Source organism: Caulobacter sp. (genome assembly GCF_039596335.1).
Taxonomy (GTDB): Bacteria; Pseudomonadota; Alphaproteobacteria; order Caulobacterales; family Caulobacteraceae; genus Caulobacter.
The window spans coordinates 147,997-167,567 of sequence record NZ_JBCNJZ010000010.1; the positions used below are offsets into that span (position 1 = coordinate 147,997).

The 19,571-nt window shown below is 68.1% G+C and carries 21 protein-coding genes; 15 read left to right on the forward strand and 6 right to left on the reverse strand.

Annotated features, from left to right (window positions below; all coding sequences use genetic code 11):
• Positions 1–498: 498 nt before the first annotated feature.
• The 5 genes from xylD to ABDW31_RS20820 all read right to left on the reverse strand — a co-directional run bounded on the left by xylD (position 499) and on the right by ABDW31_RS20820 (position 6,622).
• Positions 499–2,274: a xylonate dehydratase XylD gene (gene xylD / locus ABDW31_RS20800; protein WP_184722512.1), complete on the reverse strand. Its 1,776-nt coding sequence runs from the start codon at positions 2,272–2,274 to the stop codon at positions 499–501.
• Complete coding sequence (locus ABDW31_RS20805; protein WP_184722509.1) at positions 2,267–3,136, reverse strand: SMP-30/gluconolactonase/LRE family protein; 870 nt, start codon at positions 3,134–3,136, stop codon at positions 2,267–2,269. The genes xylD and ABDW31_RS20805 overlap by 8 nt, the downstream gene beginning before the upstream one ends.
• 125 nt (positions 3,137–3,261) lie before the next feature.
• Complete coding sequence (gene xylB, locus ABDW31_RS20810) at positions 3,262–4,008, reverse strand: D-xylose 1-dehydrogenase (protein WP_184722506.1); 747 nt, start codon at positions 4,006–4,008, stop codon at positions 3,262–3,264.
• Positions 4,009–4,013: 5 nt separating this feature from the next.
• On the reverse strand, positions 4,014–5,450 hold the full coding sequence (locus ABDW31_RS20815; protein WP_184722503.1) for an aldehyde dehydrogenase family protein: 1,437 nt from the start codon (positions 5,448–5,450) through the stop codon (positions 4,014–4,016).
• A 17-nt stretch (positions 5,451–5,467) separates the two neighbouring features.
• Positions 5,468–6,622, reverse strand: a complete 1,155-nt coding sequence (locus ABDW31_RS20820; protein ID WP_184722500.1) for a fumarylacetoacetate hydrolase family protein — start codon at positions 6,620–6,622, stop codon at positions 5,468–5,470.
• Between the two features lie 143 nt (positions 6,623–6,765).
• Here ABDW31_RS20820 and ABDW31_RS20825 point away from each other — a divergent pair, with 143 nt between their 5' ends.
• Positions 6,766–7,179 carry an organic hydroperoxide resistance protein gene (locus ABDW31_RS20825; protein ID WP_184722497.1) on the forward strand — a complete coding sequence of 138 codons (414 nt, stop codon included), beginning with the start codon at positions 6,766–6,768 and terminating at the stop codon, positions 7,177–7,179.
• A gap of 52 nt (positions 7,180–7,231) precedes the next feature.
• On the opposite strand, the gene ABDW31_RS20830 is transcribed toward ABDW31_RS20825, so the two are convergent.
• A complete protein-coding gene (locus ABDW31_RS20830) occupies positions 7,232–7,882 on the reverse strand; it encodes a glutathione S-transferase family protein (RefSeq protein ID WP_184722494.1) in 651 nt (216 codons plus the stop codon).
• Positions 7,883–8,034: 152 nt separating this feature from the next.
• On the opposite strand from ABDW31_RS20830, the gene ABDW31_RS20835 reads away from it, so the two are divergent.
• From ABDW31_RS20835 to pal, 14 genes are all read left to right on the forward strand, one after another.
• Positions 8,035–8,790, forward strand: coding sequence for a YebC/PmpR family DNA-binding transcriptional regulator (locus tag ABDW31_RS20835; protein WP_184722491.1), 756 nt, complete (start codon positions 8,035–8,037; stop codon positions 8,788–8,790).
• 35 nt (positions 8,791–8,825) lie between these two features.
• Complete coding sequence (locus tag ABDW31_RS20840) at positions 8,826–9,806, forward strand: phosphoribosylaminoimidazolesuccinocarboxamide synthase (protein WP_184722488.1); 981 nt, start codon at positions 8,826–8,828, stop codon at positions 9,804–9,806.
• Positions 9,807–9,944: 138 nt separating this feature from the next.
• A complete protein-coding gene (locus tag ABDW31_RS20845; RefSeq protein ID WP_343699488.1) occupies positions 9,945–10,640 on the forward strand; it encodes an MgtC/SapB family protein in 696 nt (231 codons plus the stop codon).
• A 53-nt stretch (positions 10,641–10,693) separates the two neighbouring features.
• Positions 10,694–11,641, forward strand: a complete 948-nt coding sequence (locus ABDW31_RS20850) for a nucleoside hydrolase (RefSeq protein WP_184722482.1) — start codon at positions 10,694–10,696, stop codon at positions 11,639–11,641.
• A 73-nt stretch (positions 11,642–11,714) separates the two neighbouring features.
• On the forward strand, positions 11,715–12,221 hold the full coding sequence (gene ruvC, locus ABDW31_RS20855) for a crossover junction endodeoxyribonuclease RuvC (protein ID WP_184724195.1): 507 nt from the start codon (positions 11,715–11,717) through the stop codon (positions 12,219–12,221).
• A 13-nt stretch (positions 12,222–12,234) separates the two neighbouring features.
• The gene (ruvA, locus tag ABDW31_RS20860) at positions 12,235–12,849 is read left to right on the forward strand and encodes a Holliday junction branch migration protein RuvA (RefSeq protein WP_184722479.1); all 615 of its coding nucleotides are present in this window, start codon (positions 12,235–12,237) and stop codon (positions 12,847–12,849) included.
• The gene (ruvB, locus tag ABDW31_RS20865) at positions 12,846–13,880 is read left to right on the forward strand and encodes a Holliday junction branch migration DNA helicase RuvB (protein ID WP_184722477.1); all 1,035 of its coding nucleotides are present in this window, start codon (positions 12,846–12,848) and stop codon (positions 13,878–13,880) included. Before ruvA ends, ruvB begins: the two co-directional genes overlap by 4 nt.
• Positions 13,881–13,883: 3 nt before the next feature.
• Positions 13,884–14,723, forward strand: coding sequence for an FtsW/RodA/SpoVE family cell cycle protein (locus tag ABDW31_RS20870; RefSeq protein ID WP_184722475.1), 840 nt, complete (start codon positions 13,884–13,886; stop codon positions 14,721–14,723).
• 9 nt (positions 14,724–14,732) lie between these two features.
• Positions 14,733–15,188, forward strand: a complete 456-nt coding sequence (locus ABDW31_RS20875) for a YbgC/FadM family acyl-CoA thioesterase (protein ID WP_184722473.1) — start codon at positions 14,733–14,735, stop codon at positions 15,186–15,188.
• 134 nt (positions 15,189–15,322) lie between these two features.
• Positions 15,323–16,021 (forward strand): protein TolQ, encoded by a 699-nt coding sequence (gene tolQ / locus ABDW31_RS20880; RefSeq protein ID WP_184722471.1) that lies wholly within the window; start codon positions 15,323–15,325, stop codon positions 16,019–16,021.
• A gap of 4 nt (positions 16,022–16,025) precedes the next feature.
• Positions 16,026–16,550, forward strand: a complete 525-nt coding sequence (locus tag ABDW31_RS20885; RefSeq protein ID WP_184722469.1) for a biopolymer transporter ExbD — start codon at positions 16,026–16,028, stop codon at positions 16,548–16,550.
• A 7-nt stretch (positions 16,551–16,557) separates the two neighbouring features.
• Positions 16,558–17,418: an energy transducer TonB gene (locus ABDW31_RS20890; protein ID WP_184722467.1), complete on the forward strand. Its 861-nt coding sequence runs from the start codon at positions 16,558–16,560 to the stop codon at positions 17,416–17,418.
• A 29-nt stretch (positions 17,419–17,447) separates the two neighbouring features.
• Positions 17,448–18,752 carry a Tol-Pal system beta propeller repeat protein TolB gene (gene tolB / locus ABDW31_RS20895; protein ID WP_184722465.1) on the forward strand — a complete coding sequence of 435 codons (1,305 nt, stop codon included), beginning with the start codon at positions 17,448–17,450 and terminating at the stop codon, positions 18,750–18,752.
• A gap of 245 nt (positions 18,753–18,997) precedes the next feature.
• Positions 18,998–19,564 (forward strand): peptidoglycan-associated lipoprotein Pal, encoded by a 567-nt coding sequence (gene pal / locus ABDW31_RS20900; protein WP_184722462.1) that lies wholly within the window; start codon positions 18,998–19,000, stop codon positions 19,562–19,564.
• Positions 19,565–19,571 lie beyond the last annotated feature (7 nt).

A 19,571-nucleotide genomic window follows, 5' to 3' on the forward strand; every position in this document is an offset into this window, starting at 1 on the left:
AAGGCGGCGACCGCAGCAGGCGCCAGCGCTAAGAGCCAAACCACAACGACCAAGGCGAGCTGCAGGGCTGTCGTCACAACCACAAGGGTTGGCGATTCGCGTCCTTCGCTTTGCAGACGGTTGAAGGTTAACATCTTGGCGGCGCTGAGGATAAGTTCGCTTCGAGGCCTCCGTTATACTACCTATTTTGGGTTCGCCCTAAGGGGGAATTTTACAATTGACTGCAGGTTTGTTAACCTTTGCTTAACGTATTTCCTTGCCTAGCGGGTGTTTACTATAATTATCAACTCTAAGTTGATTTTGGGTGGAATTTCGCGCCACCTCTTAACAGCTGGTAACGGTCAAGCTCACCTTTTGAGGTCTTTTGTAGTGACAACCCTGGGGGCTTCGTCACGCTCAGAGGGGCAGTAGACAGCTTTACGCCTACAAATGAAAACGCCGCGGCGGGCCCTTCGGCCGCCGCGGCGTCTCTTATTCATGCGCCTGTTGGCCGCTGCGTCAGTGGTTGTGGCGCGGCAGCTTGGCGGCCAGGTCCTGGTACTTCACGGCGAACTCCAGCACGCCGCCGGTTTCCAGCTGGCCGGTGTGGGCGCGGTAGATCTCCTGCCAGGGCGTCATGGTCTCCGGTACCGCGGGGACGCCCTCAGCCTTGCGCGCGGCGATCGTCGCCTCGTCCACCAGCGCGTCGCAGCGGCCGGTGTTGATGTCGATGCGGATCGTGTCGCCGGTGCGCAGCCACGACAGGCCGCCGCCGACGGCGCTCTCGGGGGAGGCGTTCAGGATCGAAGGGCTGTCGGCGGTGCCCGACTGACGGCCGTCGCCCAGCGTCGGCAGGGACATGATGCCCTTCTTCAGCAGGTGATCCGGCGGCTGCATGTTGACCACCTCGGCCGAGCCGGGCCAGCCGATCGGACCCGCGCCGCGGATCACCAGGATGCAGGTTTCGTCGATGTTCAGCGCCGGGTCGTTGATCCGGTGGTGATAGTCGTCCGAGCCGTCGAACACGATGGCCCGGGCTTCGAACACGCCTTCCTGGCCGGGCTGGGACAGGTAGCGCTCGCGGAAGTCGGCGCCGATGACGCTGGCCTTCATGATCGCGAAGTCGAACAGATTGCCCTTCAGCACCAGGAAGCCGGCCTTCTCGGTCAGCGGCTGGTCGTAGGGGAAGATCACCTCGCGGTCGGACGTCTCGCGACCTTCCAGGTTCTCGGCCATGGTCTTGCCGGTCACGGTCAGCACGTCGCCGTGCAGGCGGCCCTGCTGCAGCAGCTCCCACAGGACGGCCGGCGCGCCGCCGGCCCGGTGGAAGCGCTCGCCCAGATACTTGCCGGCCGGCTGCATGTTGACGATCAGCGGGATGTCGTAGGCCGCGCGCCAGTCGTCGGCTGTGACTTCCAGACCGGCATGGCGGGCCATGGCCGCGATGTGCGGCTGGGCGTTGGTCGAGCCGCCGGCCGCCGCCACCAGGGCGATGGCGTTCTCGAAGGCCTTCTTGGTCAGAATGTCCTTCGGCTTGATGTCCTCATAGGCCAGGTCGACGATGCGCTGGCCCGTGCGATAGGCCATCTGGCCACGCTCGCGGTAGGGGGCGGGGATGGCCGCACAGCCGGTCAGCGACAGGCCCAGGGCCTCGGCGACCGCGTTCATGGTCGAGGCCGTGCCCATGGTGTTGCAGTGGCCGGCAGAGGGGGCCGAGGAGGCGGCGCGCTCGATGAACTCGGCTTCGTCGATCTCGCCGGCGGCCAGCTTGCGGCGCGAGCGCCAGATCACCGTGCCCGAGCCGACCAGCTCGCCGTCGTGCCAGCCGTCCAGCATCGGACCGCCCGACAGCACCATGGCCGGGATGTTGACCGTCGTGGCGGCCATGATGCCGGCCGGCGTGGTCTTGTCGCAGCCCGTGGTCAGGATCACGGCGTCGATCGGATAGCCGTGCAGGGTCTCGACGAGACCCAGATAGGAGAGGTTCCGGTCCAGCGCCGCCGTCGGGCGACGGCAGTTCTCGAAGATCGGGTGGACCGGAAACTCCATCGGAATCCCACCCGCGTCGCGAATCCCGTCGCGCACCCGCGCCACCAGGTCGAGGTGGATGCGGTTGCACGGCGAGATGTCGCTGCCGGTCTGGGCGATGCCGATGATCGGCTTGCCGCTGCGCAGCTCCTCCGGCGTGATCCCGTAGTTCATGAAGCGCTCCAGATAGAGCGCGGTCATGTCGATATGGTCGGGATTATCGAACCAATCGCGGGACCGGAACCGGCGGGGCGTGCGATTAGGCAAGGCGGACCTCGTGCTGGGGTTGGCCGGCGACATGGACCGGAACGGCGAACAGGCCGCCGGCCAGCGGGTACTGGGCCAGGGTTTCGTCGCTCAGGCCCTTGCGGGCGGTGGTGATGTAGAGGGTCTTCAGGTCGGCGCCGCCGAAGGCCACCTTGGTGACATTGGGGGCCGGCAGTTCGATGCGGTGCACGACCTCGCCGGCGGGCGAGATGCGGATCACGGCGCCACCGCCCCACAGGGCCGTCCACAGATGGCCTTCGCTGTCGACCACCGAGCCGTCCGGATAGACGTCGTCGATGCTCATCCGCACGAAGACCCGCTTGTTCGACAGCACGCCCAGCGGCGACAAATCATAGGCCCAGATGATCTTTTCCAGGGTGTCGGTGTGGTAGAAGGTCTTGCCGTCCGGCGACACGCAGGGGCCGTTGGTGATGCAGATGTCCTTGTCCATCCGCGCCACGCCTTCGGCGTCCATCCGATACAGCGAGCCGGTCTTCTCGGTCTCGCCGTCGTGCATGGTGCCGAACCACAGGCGGCCGTTGGCGTCGACGGTCGCGTCGTTCGGACGATTGTCCAGCGCCGCGTCCTCGACCTGGATCACCAGCTGCAGCCCCAGGGCCGGGTGGAAGCGGTAGAGGCCCGACTTCATGCCGATGATGAAGTGCGGGCTGTCGGCCAGCGGGGCCAGGAAGGTCACCGGCTCGGGAAGGTTGAAGGCGTGTGCTTCGCCGCTGACCGGCTCGTAGCGGTGGATCTTGTGGCCCTTGATGTCCACGAACCACAGCACGCCGTCATGCCACATGGGGCCTTCGCCCAGCGTGGCCTTCAGATCCCAGACGCAGGTGACTTGAGCGGTCGTCATTCCATCAATTCCTCTGTCATCCCGACCGAAGCGTAGCGGAGAGCCGGGACCTCCGGATGCTCAGCGCGGGCCGTGGTCCCGGCTCGGCGCGCTTCGCGCTGGGCCGGGATGACAGTTTTGAAGCGTCAACGCCAGCCGGCGTCGATCCAGTATGCGTGGCCGGTGCACAGCGCCGCGTCGTCCGAGGCCAGGAACAGCACCAGCGAGGCGACGTTCTCGGGGACGATACGCCCTTTCAGGCATTGCGCCTTGACGATCTCGGCCTCGCCTTCCGGCGTGTACCACTTTTCCTGGCGCTTGGTTTTGACGTTGCCCGGCACCACGCAGGTGACGCGGATGTCGTCGGGGCCCAGCTCGCGAGCCAGGGCCCGGGTCATGCCCTCGATGCCGGCCTTGGCGGTCTCGTAGAGGACGAGATCCTCTAGGCCGAGGTGCCAGCTGATCGAGCCGAAGTTGATCACCGCACCGCCGCCGCGCGCCTTCATCCCCGGCGCGACGGCCTGGGTGCAGAACAGCATGTGGCGCAGATTGACGTTGATCCGCTCGTCCCAATAGGCCGGGGTGACGTCGCCCAGCTTGTGGCGGTCGTCGTTGCCGGCGTTGTTGACCAGCACGTCGACGTCGCCGATGGCCGCGAACACCGACTTGACCTCGTCCAGGTCCATCAGGTTGCAGCGCTTGTAGACCGGCGGGATCGGCGAGCCGGCCAGCTCGGCTTCCAGGGCCTTGGAGTCTTCATCGGCAATGTCGAGGAAGATCACCTCGGCGCCCTGGCGGGCGAAGCCGATGGTCAGGCCCGCGCCGATGCCGCTGCCGCCGCCGGTGACGACGACGCGCTTGCCCTTCAGGCTGGGATAGATGGCAGAGGTCATTCGGCTCACGACCACGAGTACGAGGTTTTGGTCTGGGTGAAGAACTCGACTGCGGCGAAGCCTTGCTCACGCGCGCCATACGAGCTGCTCTTCGTGCCGCCGAAGGGCACGTGATAGTCGACGCCGGCCGTGGCCAGGTTGACCATGGTCATGCCGGCCTTGGCGTTGCGCTGGAAGTGACGGGCGTACTTCAGCGACGAGGTGGCGATGCCGGCCGACAGGCCGAACTCGACGCCGTTGGCGATCTCCAGGGCTTCCTCATACGAGCCGACGCGGATGGTCGAGGCGACGGGGCCGAAGACCTCCTCGTTGTTGATCCGCATGCCGGCTTGGGTGTCAGCGATCAGGGTCGGCTGCACGTACCAGCCGGGGTTGTCCAGCTTCAAGCGGTCACCGCCGGTGACCAGGCGGCCGCCTTCGCCCTTGGCGATGTCGATGTACTTGTAGCTGGTCTCCATCTGGTCTTCGGAGACCGCCGGGCCGATCTGGGTGTTGGGGTCCAGCGCATCGCCGACGCGCAGGGCGGCGACCTTCTCGGCCAACAGGGCCACGAACTTGTCGTGGATGCCGTCCTGGACGATCAGGCGCGAGCTGGCGGTGCAGCGCTGGCCGGTGGCGAAGAACGAACCGTCCAGGGCGATGGCGACGGCGCGTTCCAGGTCGGCGTCGTCCAGGATGATCAGCGGGTTCTTGCCGCCCATCTCCAGCTGCACGCGGGCCTGGCGGGCCACGGCGGCGGCGGCGACCTGCGCGCCCACGCCCTGCGAGCCGGTGAACGAGACGCCGTCGACGTCCTTGTGCTTGATCAGGGCGTCGCCCATCGAGCCGCGGCCGAACAGCATGTTGAACACGCCGGCGGGCGCGCCGCACTCCTGCATGATGTCAGCGAGGACGTTGGCGGTGGCAGGCGTCGGGCCGGCCGGCTTGATGACCACCGTGTTGCCGAACGCCAGGGCCGGCGCGGCCTTCCAGGCCGGGATGGCGATCGGGAAGTTCCACGGCGTGATCAGGCCGAACACGCCGACGGCCTGACGGTAGGTTTGCACTTCCACGCCCGGACGGGTGCTTTCCAGGTTCTGGCCGTGGCGACGCAGGGCCTCGCCGGCGAAGTACTTGAAGATGCGGCCAGCGCGGACGGTCTCGCCGACGCCTTCCGCAACCGTCTTGCCCTCTTCGCGGGCCAGCAGCTTACCGATGTCGGCGCTGCGGGCGATGATGGTCGAGCCCACTTTGTCGAGAAGGTCCGAGCGGACTTCCGGCGAGGCTTCCGACCACGAGGGGAAGGCCTTCTTGGCCGCGTCGACGGCGGCGTCGACCTCGGCCTGGCCGCCCATGGGGACTTTGGCGACGACGTCGTTGGTGTTGGACGGGTTCAGGCTCTCGGCCGGGGCGTCGGCGGCGACGCGTTCGCCGCCGATATAGTGGCGCAGGGTGTCGGTCATGTGCCGAGTTCCTTGAATTAGAGGAGGCCGCGGCCGGCCAGGTTGCGGATCAGGGCCGTCAGACCGAAGGTCCACGGCTTGGCCTGGTCGCAGGTGGTGACTTCGTTCTCGAGCACGCCCAGCTTGGGGGTCGAGACGCGGACGCGGTCGCCGACCTTGTGGGTGAAGCCCTGGCCGGGGGTGTCGCGATCCTGGATCGGCGCGAACATGGTGCCCAGGAACAGCACGAAGCCGTCCGGATACTGGTGCTGCTTGCCATAGGCCTGGCCGGCCAGCACGGCCGGGTCGCGGCTGATCAGGCTCATGTTCGACTTGCCGTCGAGCACGAAGTTGTCGCGGCCGGTGATCTTCAGCTCGACCTCGGCCGAGCGGACGTCGTCCAGCGCGAAGGTGGCGTCGAACAGGCGGAAGAACGGACCGATCGAGGCCGAGGCGTTGTTGTCCTTGGCCTTGCTGAGCAGCAGGGCCGAGCGGCCCTCGAAGTCGCGCAGGTTGACGTCGTTGCCCAGCGAGGCGCCGCGGATACGGCCTTCGCCATCGCACAGCAGCACGACTTCCGGCTCGGGGTTGTTCCAGTGGCTGTCGCTGCGCACGCCGACCTGATCGCCCCAGCCCATCGACGACAGCGTCGGGCCCTTGGTGAAGATCTCGGCGTCGGGGCCGATGGCGACTTCCAGGTACTGCGACCAGAGGCCGTCCTTGATCAGGGTCTGCTTCAGGCGTTCGGCGCCTTCCGAGCCCGGGTTCACGCTGCGCAGGTCGCCGCCCATGCTCTCGGACAGCTGCTCGCGGATCTTCAGGGCGGCGGCGGCGTCGCCGCGAGCCCGCTCTTCGATCACCCGCTCCAGGGTCGAGACGGCAAAGGTGACGCCGGCGGCTTTGAGCACCTGCAGGTCGACGGGGGCGAGCAGCTTCACCGGCGCGGCGCCATCGCGGTCTTCCCAGACCGGGCGGATGTCGAGGTCTTCCAGCGGACCCTTGTCCTGGCCGCGCGGGATTTCCACGCCGGGACCGAAGGCGTTCATCAGGTCGGCGAGGGTGGGGGCGATCTTCGACAGATCCTCGACGCGGCCGCCGCGCACGATCACCGGCGTCGGACCTTCGCCGAAGTCCATGCGGCCCAGCAGGGTCGCGGTTTTCCAGTCTTCCGGAAGGAATTCGCTCACGCCCACGGCGTCGTCTCCCCGATTGTGTTCGTTGTTCGAGCACTTGGTAGCGCTAACATGTGGCGGCGGCAAGCGGCTTGTCACGCTGCCGCTTGCGACTGTCACGCGGTCGGTTTCAGATGGTCTTCCAGTCCAAGGGAGAACTCGCCATGACCGACGCCCTCTATACCGCCAAGGCCCACGCCGTGGGCGGCCGCCAGGGAACCGCCAAGACCGACGACGGCCATCTGGACGTGACCCTGGGCTATCCCAAGGCGCTGGGCGGCGACGGCAGCGGCACCAACCCCGAGCAGCTGTTCGCGGCCGGCTATGGCGCCTGCTTCCTCGGCGCGCTGGGCCTCGTGGCCCGCAATCAGGGCGTCAAGCTGGGCGAGCACAGCCTGGACAGCGAAGTCGACCTGATCAAGGACGAGACCAGCTTCCACATCGCCGTGCGCCTGAAGCTGAACGCGCCCGACCTGGACCGCGACACCGCCCTGAAGCTGCTGCACACCGCCCACGAGGTCTGCCCCTATTCGAAGGCGACCCGTGGCAACGTGGATGTGCAACTCGAGGTCGCTTAAGGCGCGCTAGGCGAAGTGTGAGCGGTTCGCCGCCCGAGCGCGCCGCTAAACATCAAGCGGCCGGGAAGTACTGGAAGAACGGCTCGGCCTCGGTCAGCACGCGCTGCACCGACGGCCGGGCCTTCAGCCGTTCCAGATAGGCCAGGCACGAGGGCCAGCGGCCCTCCAGCGCCTGGACCTTGTCGGCATAGAACAGCGCCGGCATCGCCGCGCAGTCGGCCAGGCCGAAGTCGCCGCACATCCAGCTGCGGCCGTCGGCCAGTATGCTCTCCAGATGATCGCAGGCCTGGGCCAGCTGGGCGCGGGCCTCGTCGACCCCGAACGGGTCCTTGACGTCCGCCGGCCGCAGGCGGTCGGCAATGATCCGCTGCATCGGGTGGTGCAGATAGTGGTCGAAGAACCGGTCCCAGAACCGCATCCGCCAGGCAAAGTCCGGATTGGCAGGCACGAACCGGACGCGGCCCGGATAATGGGCGTCCAGATAGTCGAGGATGACGCTGGTCTCGTTGACCGTCTCGTCGCGGGCGTCGTCGTGCAGGGCCGGCATCTTGCCCATCGGCGACAGCGCCAGGAACGCCGCGCGTCCGGCCGGATCGCCCAGATTGACCATGGCGTTCTGGAACGGCGTGTCGTTCTCGTAGAGGCCGATCAGCACCTTCCAGCAGAACGAGGACAGCGGGTGGGCGTGCAGCGTCAGGCTCATGGTGGTCCCTAATGCTTAAGTGGTTGCCTAACTATATCCATCCCGTGGCGGCGCGCAAGCTGCGCGGCGGGCCTTGGGGGTGACAAAACCCGCTCGCGGACGTTAGAAGCGCCACACTTCATTTTCAGATCAGAGACAGAGAGAGCCCCCGAATGGCCGGCCACTCGAAATTCAAGAACATCATGCACCGCAAGGGCCGCGCCGACGCCGCGCGCTCCAAGCTGTTCTCCAAGCTGTCGCGGGAAATCACCGTGGCCGCCAAGGCCGGCCTGCCCGACCCGAACATGAACCCGCGCCTGCGCCTGGCCGTGAACAACGCCAAGGCCGAGAGCCTGCCCAAGGACGTCATCGACCGCGCGATCAAGAAGTCGCAGATGGGCGACGCGGCCGACTATTCGGAAATCCGCTACGAGGGCGTCGCCGCCGGCGGCGTCGGCATCATCGTCGAGGTGCTGACCGACAACAAGAACCGCGCCGCCGCCAATGTCCGCTCGTACTTCACCAAGGTAGGCGGCAACATGGGCGCCTCGGGCTCGGTGACCTTCAACTTCGACCGCGTCGGCCAGATCAGCTATCCGGCCAGGGCCGCGTCGGAAGACGACATGATGGAAGCCGCCATCGAGGCCGGCGCAGACGACGTCACCTCGGACATGGACGAGGAAGGCGAAGGCCACACCATCTACACCGCCTTCGAGGGCCTGAACGAGGTCGCCGAAGCGCTGGAAGCCAAGTTCGGTCCGGCGACCAACACCAAGATCGCCTGGCGTCCGAAGATGGAAGTGCCGGTCACCGGCGACAGCGTCGCCACCCTGATGAAGCTGCTGGACCTGCTGAACGAGGACGACGACGTCCAGGCCGTCTATTCGAACGAAGACATCAGCGACGAAGACCTGGCCAAGCTGGGTTGAGTTTCCAAGGGGGAGGCCGGTCGGTCTCCCCCTCTTTGCATTTCCAAGGTCGAGGACTTCCGTTGAGCCTTTCGAACGCCCTGGCGGAAGTCGATCTTCCTGGCCTGCCCAACCACTATCGCGGCAAGGTGCGGGACAATTACGACCTGCCGGACGGCCGCCGGGTGATCGTCGCCTCGGACCGCCTCAGCGCCTTCGACCGCAATCTGTGCGCCGTGCCGTACAAGGGCCAGGTGCTGACGCAGACGGCGCGCTTCTGGTTCGACGCCACCGCCGACATCTGCCCCAACCACGTCGTGGCCTATCCCGACCCCAACGTGCTGATCGGCCAGCGGCTGGAGATGCTGCCGGTCGAGCTGGTGGTGCGCGGCTATCTCGCCGGTACGACCTCGACTTCGATCCTGACGCTGTACAACAAGGGCGAGCGCCAGATGTACGGCGTGACCCTGCCGGACGGCCTGCGCGCCAACCAGCGCCTGCCGCAGCCGATCCTGACCCCCACCAGCAAGGCCGCCGACGGCGACCACGACGCGCCGCTGTCGCCCGCCCAGATCCTGGAGCAGGGCCTGCTGACGGCCGAGCAGTGGGAGACGTTGAGCGCTTACGCCCTGGCCCTGTTTGCGCGCGGCCAGGAGATCGCGGCCCAGCGCGGCCTGATCCTGGCCGACACCAAGTACGAGTTCGGCCTGGACGCCGAGGGTCGCATCGTGCTGGCCGACGAGATCCACACCCCCGACAGCAGCCGCTTCTGGAAGGCCGCCACCTACGACGCCCGCTTCGAGGCCGGCGAGCGCCCGGACAGCTTCGACAAGGACGTTGTCCGCGCCTGGGTCGCCCAGCGCTGCGATCCCTACAGCGACCCGATCCCCGAGATCCCCGAGGCGATCATTCAGTCGACCTCCGACGTCTATATCGAGGCGTTCGAGACGATCACCGGCCAGACCTTCCAGCGCACCGATGCGGACGAGCCGGTGATGGCCCGCGTGAAGCGCAACCTGGACGCCTACCTGGCCTAGGACCTGTCATCCCGGCCAAGCGCGTAGCGCGCCGAGCCGGGACCGCGGCAAGCTCCGAGTTTCTGGCGGTCCCGGGTCTTCGCCCGGGATGACAGGGCTTGGTTGGATCGCTGAAGCTCCCCGTCCGTTAAAGCCGGCATGGATTGGATGCTGGCGCCCAACGACTACCTGCCCATCCTCGGCGCGATGATCGCCGGCGGGGCCATCGGGCTCGAGCGCGAGTATCGCAGCCGGCCGGCGGGGCTGCGCACCCACGTCCTGGTGTCCCTGGCCTCGTGCCTGCTCATGCTGGCCGCCGTCCATCAGGTGCGGTGGATGAGCGACACCCCGCTGGAGGTCGTCCGGATCGACCCGGTGCGGATGGCGCACGGCGTGCTGACCGGGGTCGGTTTCCTGTGCGGCGGGGTGATCTTCCAGCAGGGCTTTTCGGTGCATGGCCTGACCACGGCCGCGTCGCTGTGGATCACTTCGGCGATCGGCACGCTGTTCGGGGTGGGACTGTACGGCCTGGCGACCCTGGGCACGGTGCTGACCCTGGTCATGCTCAGCGCCGCGCGGTTCCTGGATCATCGCATGCCGCAGAAGAACTTCGCCCACATCCGCGTGCGCTCGCGCCGCGAGACCATTCTGGGCGAGGTCGAGCTGAGGGCGCTGCTGGAGCGCTTCGAGCTGAAGGGCGCGCGGCTGGACCAGCAGTTGGTCGACGGCGGCGCGGCCTTCGAGATCTCGGGCATGTTCTCGGGCAATGACTCCCTGCCGCTGTCGGCGGTGGCCGATCGCCTGCGCGAGGACCCTCGCATCGTCGAGTTCGATATTCTTCCCCGTAAGGACTGATCTTCTCGCCGTCACACTTCTCCCTGTCATTGGGCAGGGCTAGACTGCGCCGCATGGTCCTGCGGGTTCACATCGACACCGATTGCGGCGTGGACGACGCCTTGGCGCTGGCCCTGATGGCCCGCGCGCGACAGGTCGTGGAGGTGGTCTCGGTCTCGGCCGTGTTCGGCAACACCTATGTCGACCAGGCCGCCGCCAACGCTCGTGGCGTGCTGCGCCTCGCCGGCTGCGGGGCCGAGGTCTATATCGGCGCCGGTTCGGGCCTGGCCAAGCGCCGGGTCGAGCGGATGCGCCCGGCCCACGGTGTCGATGGTCTGAACGGCTCGGGCTTCTCGCAGCGCTGGAAGTTGCCGGAGCTGGATCGCGGCCACTCGGCCAATTTCCTGGCCTTCGCCGCCCGCCGCAAGGTCGCCGGGCTGTTCCTGGGACCGCTGACCAACCTGGCCAAGAGCCTGCTGGAGGACCCGGCCGCCTTCCGCGACTGGCGTCCCACGATCATGGCCGGCGCCTTCGCCGTCGAGGGCAAGGCCAAGGGCGGCGCCGACTTCAACAGCTGGAGCGATCCCGAAGCCCTCCAACGGGTGCTGGAGGCGGGGATCATGCCGCGCCTGATGCCGCTGGACGTCAGTCACCAGGTCGAGATCACCGCCGACGACCTGTCCAACGGCGCGACGTGCTGCGGCTCGCCGCTGTCGGCGCGGCTGACCAAGGCCGCCGGCGGCTACATCGCCTTCCATCGCCAGGTCTGGGGCGGGCAGGGCTGCCGGCCGCACGACGCGGTGGCCGCCGCCAGCCTTGTTGCGCCCGAGCTCTTCACCTTCGAGCCCGCCCGTCTGCGCGTGGTCACCGACGGCGAGCGCCTGGGCCGCATCGAGCGCATCGACGGCGCGCCCAACGCCGAGGTCTGCACCGGCGTCGACGTCGCCGCGGTCAAGCGCCTGATCCTGTCGGGCCTGTTCGGCATGCGCGCCGTCGAGGCCGGCGAGCCAGTCTTTTCTTAGCGCTTCGCTAAGGCCCGGCTTAACCCATCGTTAGGGAAGACGGGGCTTTTCCTCGGGGGCGGAACCGAGGATGGTGCGAGAACACATGATGAACGCGATTCGCATCCTGGGCCTGGATCCTGGCCTCCGACGCACCGGCTGGGGCGTCGTTTCCGTGCTGGGCTCGCGGGTGACGCACGTGGCCCACGGCGTCATCGCGCCCGACGAGAAGGCCGCCTTTTCCGACCGCCTGCTGACCCTGTTCGAGGGCGTCTGCGCGGTGATCGACCAATACGCGCCCGACGAGGCGGCGGTCGAGGAGACCTTCGTCAACACCAACGCCCAGTCGACCCTGAAGCTGGGCCACGCCCGCGCCGCCGCCATGATCGCGCCCGCCCGAGCCGGTCTTCTCGTGGCCGAATATTCCAACGCCATGGTCAAGAAGGCGGTGGTCGGGACCGGCGGCGCCGACAAGGCCCAGATCGCCTTCATGATCGCCCGCATCCTGCCCAACGCCGGCTCGCCGACCGCCGACGCGGCCGATGCGCTGGCGGTCGCCATCGCCCACGCCCACGCCCGCACCGCCAGGAGGGTGGCATGATCGCCAAAAAGCTATGATTGGAAGACTGCGCGGCGCCGTCGCCGAGGTCGGCGAGGAAGAGGCCCTGATCGACGTCATGGGCGTCGGCTATGTCGTCCGCTGCGGCCAGCGCACCCTGCAGCGCCTGCCGGCCCTGGGCGAGGAGACACTGCTGCACATCGAGAGCCAGTGGAGCGAGAGCGCGGGCCTGCGCCTCTACGGCTTCGGGACCCGCGAGGACCGCCGCGCCTTCGTGCTGCTGCAGGCCATCCAGGGTGTCGGCCCCAAGGCGGCCATGGCAGTGCTGGACGTGCTGTCGCCGGCCGAGCTGGCCTCGGCCGTGGCGCGCGAGGACAAGGCCGCCGTCGGTCGCGCCAGCGGTGTGGGTCCCAAGCTGGCTTTGCGCATCGTCACCGAGCTGAAGGACAAGCCGATCACCGATGGGCCGGTGCTGATGACCGCCCCGACCGCGACCAAGGCCGCGCCGGCCAAGCCCGCCCCGACCGGCGACGCCGTCGCCGCCCTGATGGGCCTGGGCGTGGCCGAAGTGAACGCTCGCCGCGTCGTCGAAGCCGCCGCCATCCAGCTTGGCGACGAGGCCACTGTCCAGGCGCTGATCAAGGCGGGCCTGCAGGAGCTTGGCCGGTGACCCGGATCATCTCCGGCGATCAGCAGCACGGCGATCAGGTCCCGGCCACCGATCGCGCCCTGCGACCCCAGACCCTGGCCGAGTTCGTTGGTCAGGAGCAGGCCAAGGGCAACCTCCGCATCTTCATTGAGGCCGCCAAGGGCCGGGGCGAGTCCCTGGACCATGTGCTGCTGTTCGGCCCGCCGGGCCTGGGCAAGACCACCCTGGCCCAGATCGTCGCCCGCGAGTTGGGGGTGAACTTCCGCGCCACCTCGGGCCCGGTGCTGAACAAGCCCGGCGACCTGGCCGCGATCCTGACCAATCTCGAGCCGAACGACGTCCTGTTCATCGACGAGATCCATCGCCTGTCCTCGAACGTCGAGGAGATCCTCTATCCGGCCATGGAGGACCACGTGCTGGACCTGGTGATCGGCGAGGGGCCTTCGGCGCGCTCGATCCGCATCGATCTCGCGCCCTTCACCCTGGTGGCGGCGACGACGCGGGCGGGGATGCTGGCGACGCCGCTGCGCGACCGCTTCGGCATTCCCATTCGCCTGGAGTTCTATACCCACGCCGAGCTGCAGCACGTCCTGCTGCACGCCGCCCGCAAGATGGGGGCGCCGCTGTCGGACGATGGCGCGGCCGAGATCGCCGCCCGCGCCCGGGGCACGCCGCGCGTCGCCGGCCGCCTGCTGCGCCGGGTCCGCGACTTCGCCACCGCCGACGGCGCGAGCGTCATCGACCGCAAGGCCGCCGCCATGGCCCTGGCGCGTCTGGAGGTCGACGAGGTCGGCCTCGACAGCCTGGACCGCCGCTACCTGCGCGCCCTGATCGAGCACTATGGCGGCGGCCCGGCCGGCGTCGAGACCATCGCCTACGCCATCGCCGAGGCCCGCGACGCCGTCGAGGACGTCATCGAGCCCTATCTGATGCAGCAGGGCTTCATCCAACGCACCCCCCGCGGTCGCATTGCCTGCGGCAAGGCCTATCTACACCTGGGCCTGACCCCACCCGCCGCGCCGCAAGGGCAGGGCGGGTTGTTCGACGGTTAAGCCATGCGCACCATCGTCGTCGTTCTGCAGGTCGTGGCCACCTTGACGGTGTCGGTGGTGGCCATCCATGTGGCCGGCGGCCCGCGTTCGGCGATGATCCTGCAAGTCGCCGCCGGCGTGTTCGGGGCGTTGGCCGCGCTGGTCGCAGCCTGGCTGGTCCGACCGCCAGGACGAATCTTCGCCCTGGTCCTGCTGACGCTGGTCCTGGCGGTCGAGGCCTTCGTGCTGCTGGCCGGCGCGCCCCTGGAGGGCGTCCGGCGATGGCTGGCCATCGGTCCGCTGCAGCTGCACGCCGCCTCGCTGCTGGTTCCGCTGGCGGTTTGGACCGCCGCCCAACGCCTGGACGCCGTCGCCGTCATTCCGCTCGCCGCGACCCTGGCGGTGCTGGCGCTCCAGCCCGACGCCGCCGCCGTGCTGGCCCTGACCCTGGGACTGGGGGCCGTGGCCATGGTCGACCGGAGCAAGCGCCCGTGGGGCGCGGTCCTGGTCGCGATCGGCGCCGTCGGCCTGGGCTGGGCGCTCAGCCGTCCCGATCCGCTGCCGGCGGTGGACCATGTCGAGCTGGTGATTTGGCGCGCCCTGGAAGCCTCGCCGACCCTGGGCGCCTTGGCCATGCTGGCGCAACTGATGATCCCAACGGCCATCCTGTGGCGTCGCCGCGCGCCCGAGACCCACGCCCTGGCCGCCGCATGGGCCGGTTTCATCCTAGCTAACTTGGTCGCCAACTACCCCGCGCCAGTGATCGGCGCGGGAGCCGCGCCGGTGCTCGGCTGGCTGCTTTCGATCGGATTGGCGGGACGGACACGGCGGAGGCCCGGTGACCTCGTGGACGAAGCGAGCTAAACCGGCCTCATGACGACCCCGCCCGACCCTACCGCCGGCGTCTTCGACGGACGCGAGCATCAGCTGCCCGTGCGGATCTATTACGAGGACACCGACTTCTCGGGGATCGTCTATCACGCCAATTACCTGCGCTACATGGAGCGCGGGCGCAGCGACTTCTTCCGGATGGTGGGGATCTCGCACACCGAGCTGGCGACGCAGGACACCGCGTTTGCGATCATTCGCCTTGAGCTGGACTTCAAGCGCTCGGCGCGGATCGACGACGCCCTGGTGGTGCGCACCACCTACGACAGGGTGAAGGGGCCGCGCCTGTTCGTGACCCAGAGGATCACCCGCGGCGCCGACGTCGTGTTGGAGGCCAAGGGCGAGGCGGTGTGCATCAGCCTGTCGGGCCGGCCGCGCCGCCCCACCGCCCAGATGCTGGCGCAGCTGGCGCCGTGGCTGGCCGAGGCGCCCGAAGGCTAGAAGGCTGGCTCGTAAGACGAACGTCAGCTTTTTTCGGATCCCTCTAAGTTTGTCATAGTTTCACCCAAGCGTCGCTTCATGCCATACGGCGCTTCTCAGTTCTGATCAGACGCCCCAACGGAGCCTTATCCCGCATGGACGCCTCGGCCCCCGCCGCCAATTTCTCGTTCTTCGCCCTGTTCATGCAGGCCGACTGGGTCGTCAAAGGGGTCATGATCGGCCTCATTCTGGCGTCCCTGGGCTCTTGGGCCGTGATCCTGGACAAGCTGTTCCGCTTCCAGACCCTGAACCGCGCCGCTGACCGCTTCGAGGAGCAGGTCTCGGGCGGCCGTTCGCTGGAGGACGTCGCGGGCGAGGCCGGCGCCAACCCGCGCCACGCCCTGCCGCGCATGCTGCAGGCGGCGCTGAAGGAATGGCGCGACGCCAAGGCCAAGGGCGCGATGAGCGAGAACCAGGCCGGTTTCCTGATCGCCCGCATCGACCGCATCCTGGACGCCCAGATCGCCCGCGAGAACGCCAAGGTCGAGGAAGGCCTGGGCAGCCTGGCCATCGTCGCCACCGCCAGCCCGTTCATCGGCCTGTTCGGCACAGTGTGGGGCATCATGCACGCCTTCCAGAGCATCGCCCTGTCGAAGAACACTTCGCTGGCCGTCGTGGCCCCGTCGATCGCCGAGGCCCTGTTCGCCACGGCCGTCGGCCTGATCGCCGCCATCCCGGCCTATATCGCCTACAACAAGTTCTCGACCGACGCGGGCAAGTACGCCGGCCGCCTGGAAGGCTTCGCCGACGACCTGTCGACCGCGATCCAGCGTCGCCTGGCCGAGCGGGGCTGATCCCATGGCGATGTCCTCCAACGACGCCTTCGCCACGGGCGGTGGTCGTCGCGGTCGCCGTCGCGGCCGCCGCGGCAAGGGCGCCCTGTCCGAGATCAACGTCACCCCGCTGGTCGACGTCATGCTGGTGCTGCTGATCATCTTCATGATCAGCGCCCCGCTGCTGACCGCCGGCGTGCCGCTGGAGCTGCCCAAGACCGAGGCCGCGGCCCTGCAGAACCAGGAAGAGCCGATCACGGTGTCGATCAACCGCGAGGGCAAGATCTTCGTGGGCGAGACCGAGATCCCGTTCGAGAACCTGGCCCCGCGCATCAGCGCCATCGCCGGCGACGGTTATGACAAGCCTTTGTTCGTCCGCGCTGACGGCGGCGCGACCTATTCGGTCGTGGCCCAGGTTATGGCCGGCCTGTCGAACGCCGGCTTCAACAAGATCAACCTGATCACCGAGACGGGCGGCCCATCGTCCGGCGCGGCCCCGCGCGACGCCCAGCCGGAGGGTGCGGGCGACCTGCGGCCGGTGCAGCAGTAGGCGCGGCATGAGCAGCGCCTACCGCGAAAAGAAGGTCTCGCCGGCCCTCGTGGGCTCGGTCGCGCTGCACGCCGCGGTGGCGGCGCTGGCGATCTTCGGCTTGCCCTGGAAGTCGTCCAAGCCGATCACGATTGGCGAGTCCGTGCCGGTGACCATCGTCACCAACGGCCCGACCAACGTGCGTCCGGCCGAGCAGGCGCCCGAAGAGCAGACGGCCCAGACACCCGATCCGACGCCTGAGGCCTCGCCCCAGCCGCCGGCCCCGACGCCTGCGCCGACCCCGACGCCCGCACCGCCGCCCAAGCCGGCTCCGACCCCGGCCAAGCCCACGCCGCCCACGCCGACGCCGCCGAAGCCCGCGCCGACTCCCAAGCCGACGCCGGCCAAGCCGCAGCCCAAGCCGGCCCCGACCAAGAAGAACGACAACGACTTCTTCGCCTCGCTGGAAGCCTCGATCGCCAAGACCCAGAAGGCGACCGGCAAGCCCACGGCCAACGCCCCCCGTGGCCCGGCCCGGGCCGAGACCTCGGTCTCGGCCCGTCCGGCCCTGGGCGCGGCCACCGGCCTGTCGGCCTCGGCCCTGGGTCGCCTGCAGGGCGAGGTCCAGGATCGCTGGAATCCCAACTGCGAGGTCGAGGGCGGCGCCAACGTCAATGTCCGCGTGGTGTTCGTGATTGGCCCGGGCGGTCGTGTCGTGGGGCAGCCGGAGTCGCCCGGCACCAGCTCGCCCGACCCCGTCGTCAAGACCGCGTCGGACCGCGCCATCCGCGCGCTGTTCGCGGCCTCGCCGTTCGCCTACCTGCCCTCCGACCTGTACGGTCAGAAAATCGCCCTGAACTTCAACGCCAAACAGGCCTGTTCGCGTTGATGCTTGGACATAAGAACAAGGAGACCCCGATGCGCTTGAAGGCTCTCGTGCTCATGGCCGCCGCCGTCCTGATGGGCGGCGCGGCCTTCGTGACCCCGGCCGCGGCGCAGATCGAGGTCGATATCAACGCCGGCGCCGTCAAGCCGCTGCCGATCGCCGTGCCCGCCTTCTCGGGCGGCGGTACGCGCGGCGCCGACATCGCCACCGTGATCACCGGCAATCTCGAGCGCTCGGGTCTGTTCCAGCCGCTGAACGTGACCGGCGTCGCCGACAAGCTGGCAGACGTCAACGTCCAGCCGCGCTTCCCCGACTGGCAGGCCACCGGCGCCCAGGCGCTGATCAACGGCCAGGTCACGGTCGGCCCCGACGGCGGCCTGCGCGTCGACTTCCGCCTGTGGGACGTGTTCAGCCAGCAGCAGCTGCTGGGCCTGCAGTTCTCCTCGACGCCGGACAACTGGCGCCGCGTGGCCCACAAGATCAGCGACGCCGTCTATGAGCGGCTGACCGGCGAAAAGGGCTATTTCGACACCCGCGTGGCCTTCGTCGCCGAGAGCGGCCCCAAGCTGAACCGCATCAAGCGCTTGGCGATCATGGACCAGGACGGCGCCAATCCGCAGTACCTGACCGACGGCTCGTACATCGTGATGACGCCGCGCTTCTCCTCGACCAGCCAGGAACTGACCTATATGGCCCTGCGGCCGACGGGGTCGTCGATCTACCTGCTGAACCTGGAGACCAGCCGCCAGGAAACGGTTGGAAAGTTCCCCGGCATGGTGTTCGCCCCGCGCTTCTCGCCGGACGGCGGCAAGGTGGCGTTCTCGGTCGAGAAGGGCGGCAACAGCGACATCTATGTGATGGACCTGCGCAGCCGTAACTCGACGCGCATCACCACCGACCCGGCCATCGACACCTCGCCGTCGTTCTCGCCGGACGGCACGAAGATCGCCTTCAACTCCGACCGCGGCGGTCAGGCCCAGATCTATGTGATGAACACCGACGGTTCGGGCGTGCGCCGCATCTCGTACGGCGGCGGCCGCTATACGACCCCGGTCTGGAGCCCGCGCGGCGACTTCATCGCCTTCACCAAGCAGACCGGCGGCCAGTTCCACATCGGCGTCATGCGCCCGGACGGCAGCGACGAGCGCCTGCTGACCACCAGCTATCTGGATGAAGGCCCGACCTGGGCCCCCAACGGCCGGGTGCTGATGTTCTTCCGCGAGGGCTCGTCCGGCAATCCGCGTCTTTGGACGGTGGACATCACCGGCCGCATCCTGCGTCCGGCCGCCTACACCGGCTCGGGCTCGGACCCGGCCTGGTCGCCGTTGCTGGACTAAGACCTGAGCAAGGTCGGGCGAAATCTACGAACTTTCGCCCGACTTTCTCCAATGAGCCACAATCGTGGCAACCTGAGCCTTGTGCGGGCGTTGAAGCGGGGCCCGGCGTCGCTTGCTAGTTTCGCGTCGGAAGTGAATCCGCACCGACTGACAGCTATCTGACATCATTGTGAGATATCGTCAGACATTTAGAGGGTCCATTCCAAGCGCACCGCAGGTATGGGTCAGGTCCAGATTTTGTACACTTGAGGAGATCCTGGATGAGCTTCGACACTCAGCGCGCCGTTAGACTGGCGCTCGTTGGCGTTGCCGCCGCTTCGCTCGCCGCCTGCGCTTCGCGTCCGAAGCCCCAACCGGTCGCGCCGACGCCTGAGGCCCCCCCGGCCGCGCCCAGCACGCCCTACACCCCGCCGCCGGCCCCGCCGGTCGAGAGCGGCGTGCTGCCGGGCTCGGTGCAGGACTTCGTCGTCAACGTCGGCGACCGCGTCTATTTCGACACCGACGAATACTCGGTCCGCGCTGACGCCCAGCCGGTCCTGGCCGGTCAGGCCCAGTGGCTGAACCGCTATCCGGGCGTGCGCGTCCGCATCGAAGGCAATGCCGACGAACGCGGCACCCGCGAATACAACCTGGCCCTGGGCGCCCGTCGCGCCAACGCCATCCGCGACTTCCTGATCGGCCAAGGCGTCTCGGCCTCGCGCATCGAGACGATCTCGTTCGGCAAGGAACGTCCGCTGGATCCGGGCACCAACGACGAAGCCTGGGCCAAGAACCGTAACGGCCGCACGGCCATCACGGACGGCGCTCGCTAAGATCGCT

Bases quoted from the DNA above. Each gene is read 5' to 3' on its own strand.
- ABDW31_RS20805 (WP_184722509.1), bottom strand. From the start codon at position 3,136: ATGACGACCGCTCAAGTCACCTGCGTCTGGGATCTGAAGGCCACGCTG.
- xylB (WP_184722506.1), bottom strand. From the start codon at position 4,008: ATGACCTCTGCCATCTATCCCAGCCTGAAGGGCAAGCGCGTCGTCGTC.
- ABDW31_RS20815 (WP_184722503.1), bottom strand. From the start codon at position 5,450: ATGACCGACACCCTGCGCCACTATATCGGCGGCGAACGCGTCGCCGCC.
- ABDW31_RS20825 (WP_184722497.1), top strand. From the start codon at position 6,766: ATGACCGACGCCCTCTATACCGCCAAGGCCCACGCCGTGGGCGGCCGC.
- ABDW31_RS20830 (WP_184722494.1), bottom strand. From the start codon at position 7,882: ATGAGCCTGACGCTGCACGCCCACCCGCTGTCCTCGTTCTGCTGGAAG.
- ABDW31_RS20835 (WP_184722491.1), top strand. From the start codon at position 8,035: ATGGCCGGCCACTCGAAATTCAAGAACATCATGCACCGCAAGGGCCGC.
- ABDW31_RS20845 (WP_343699488.1), top strand. From the start codon at position 9,945: ATGGATTGGATGCTGGCGCCCAACGACTACCTGCCCATCCTCGGCGCG.
- ABDW31_RS20850 (WP_184722482.1), top strand. From the start codon at position 10,694: ATGGTCCTGCGGGTTCACATCGACACCGATTGCGGCGTGGACGACGCC.
- ruvA (WP_184722479.1), top strand. From the start codon at position 12,235: ATGATTGGAAGACTGCGCGGCGCCGTCGCCGAGGTCGGCGAGGAAGAG.
- ABDW31_RS20870 (WP_184722475.1), top strand. From the start codon at position 13,884: ATGCGCACCATCGTCGTCGTTCTGCAGGTCGTGGCCACCTTGACGGTG.
- ABDW31_RS20875 (WP_184722473.1), top strand. From the start codon at position 14,733: ATGACGACCCCGCCCGACCCTACCGCCGGCGTCTTCGACGGACGCGAG.
- tolQ (WP_184722471.1), top strand. From the start codon at position 15,323: ATGGACGCCTCGGCCCCCGCCGCCAATTTCTCGTTCTTCGCCCTGTTC.
- ABDW31_RS20885 (WP_184722469.1), top strand. From the start codon at position 16,026: ATGGCGATGTCCTCCAACGACGCCTTCGCCACGGGCGGTGGTCGTCGC.
- ABDW31_RS20890 (WP_184722467.1), top strand. From the start codon at position 16,558: ATGAGCAGCGCCTACCGCGAAAAGAAGGTCTCGCCGGCCCTCGTGGGC.
- tolB (WP_184722465.1), top strand. From the start codon at position 17,448: ATGCGCTTGAAGGCTCTCGTGCTCATGGCCGCCGCCGTCCTGATGGGC.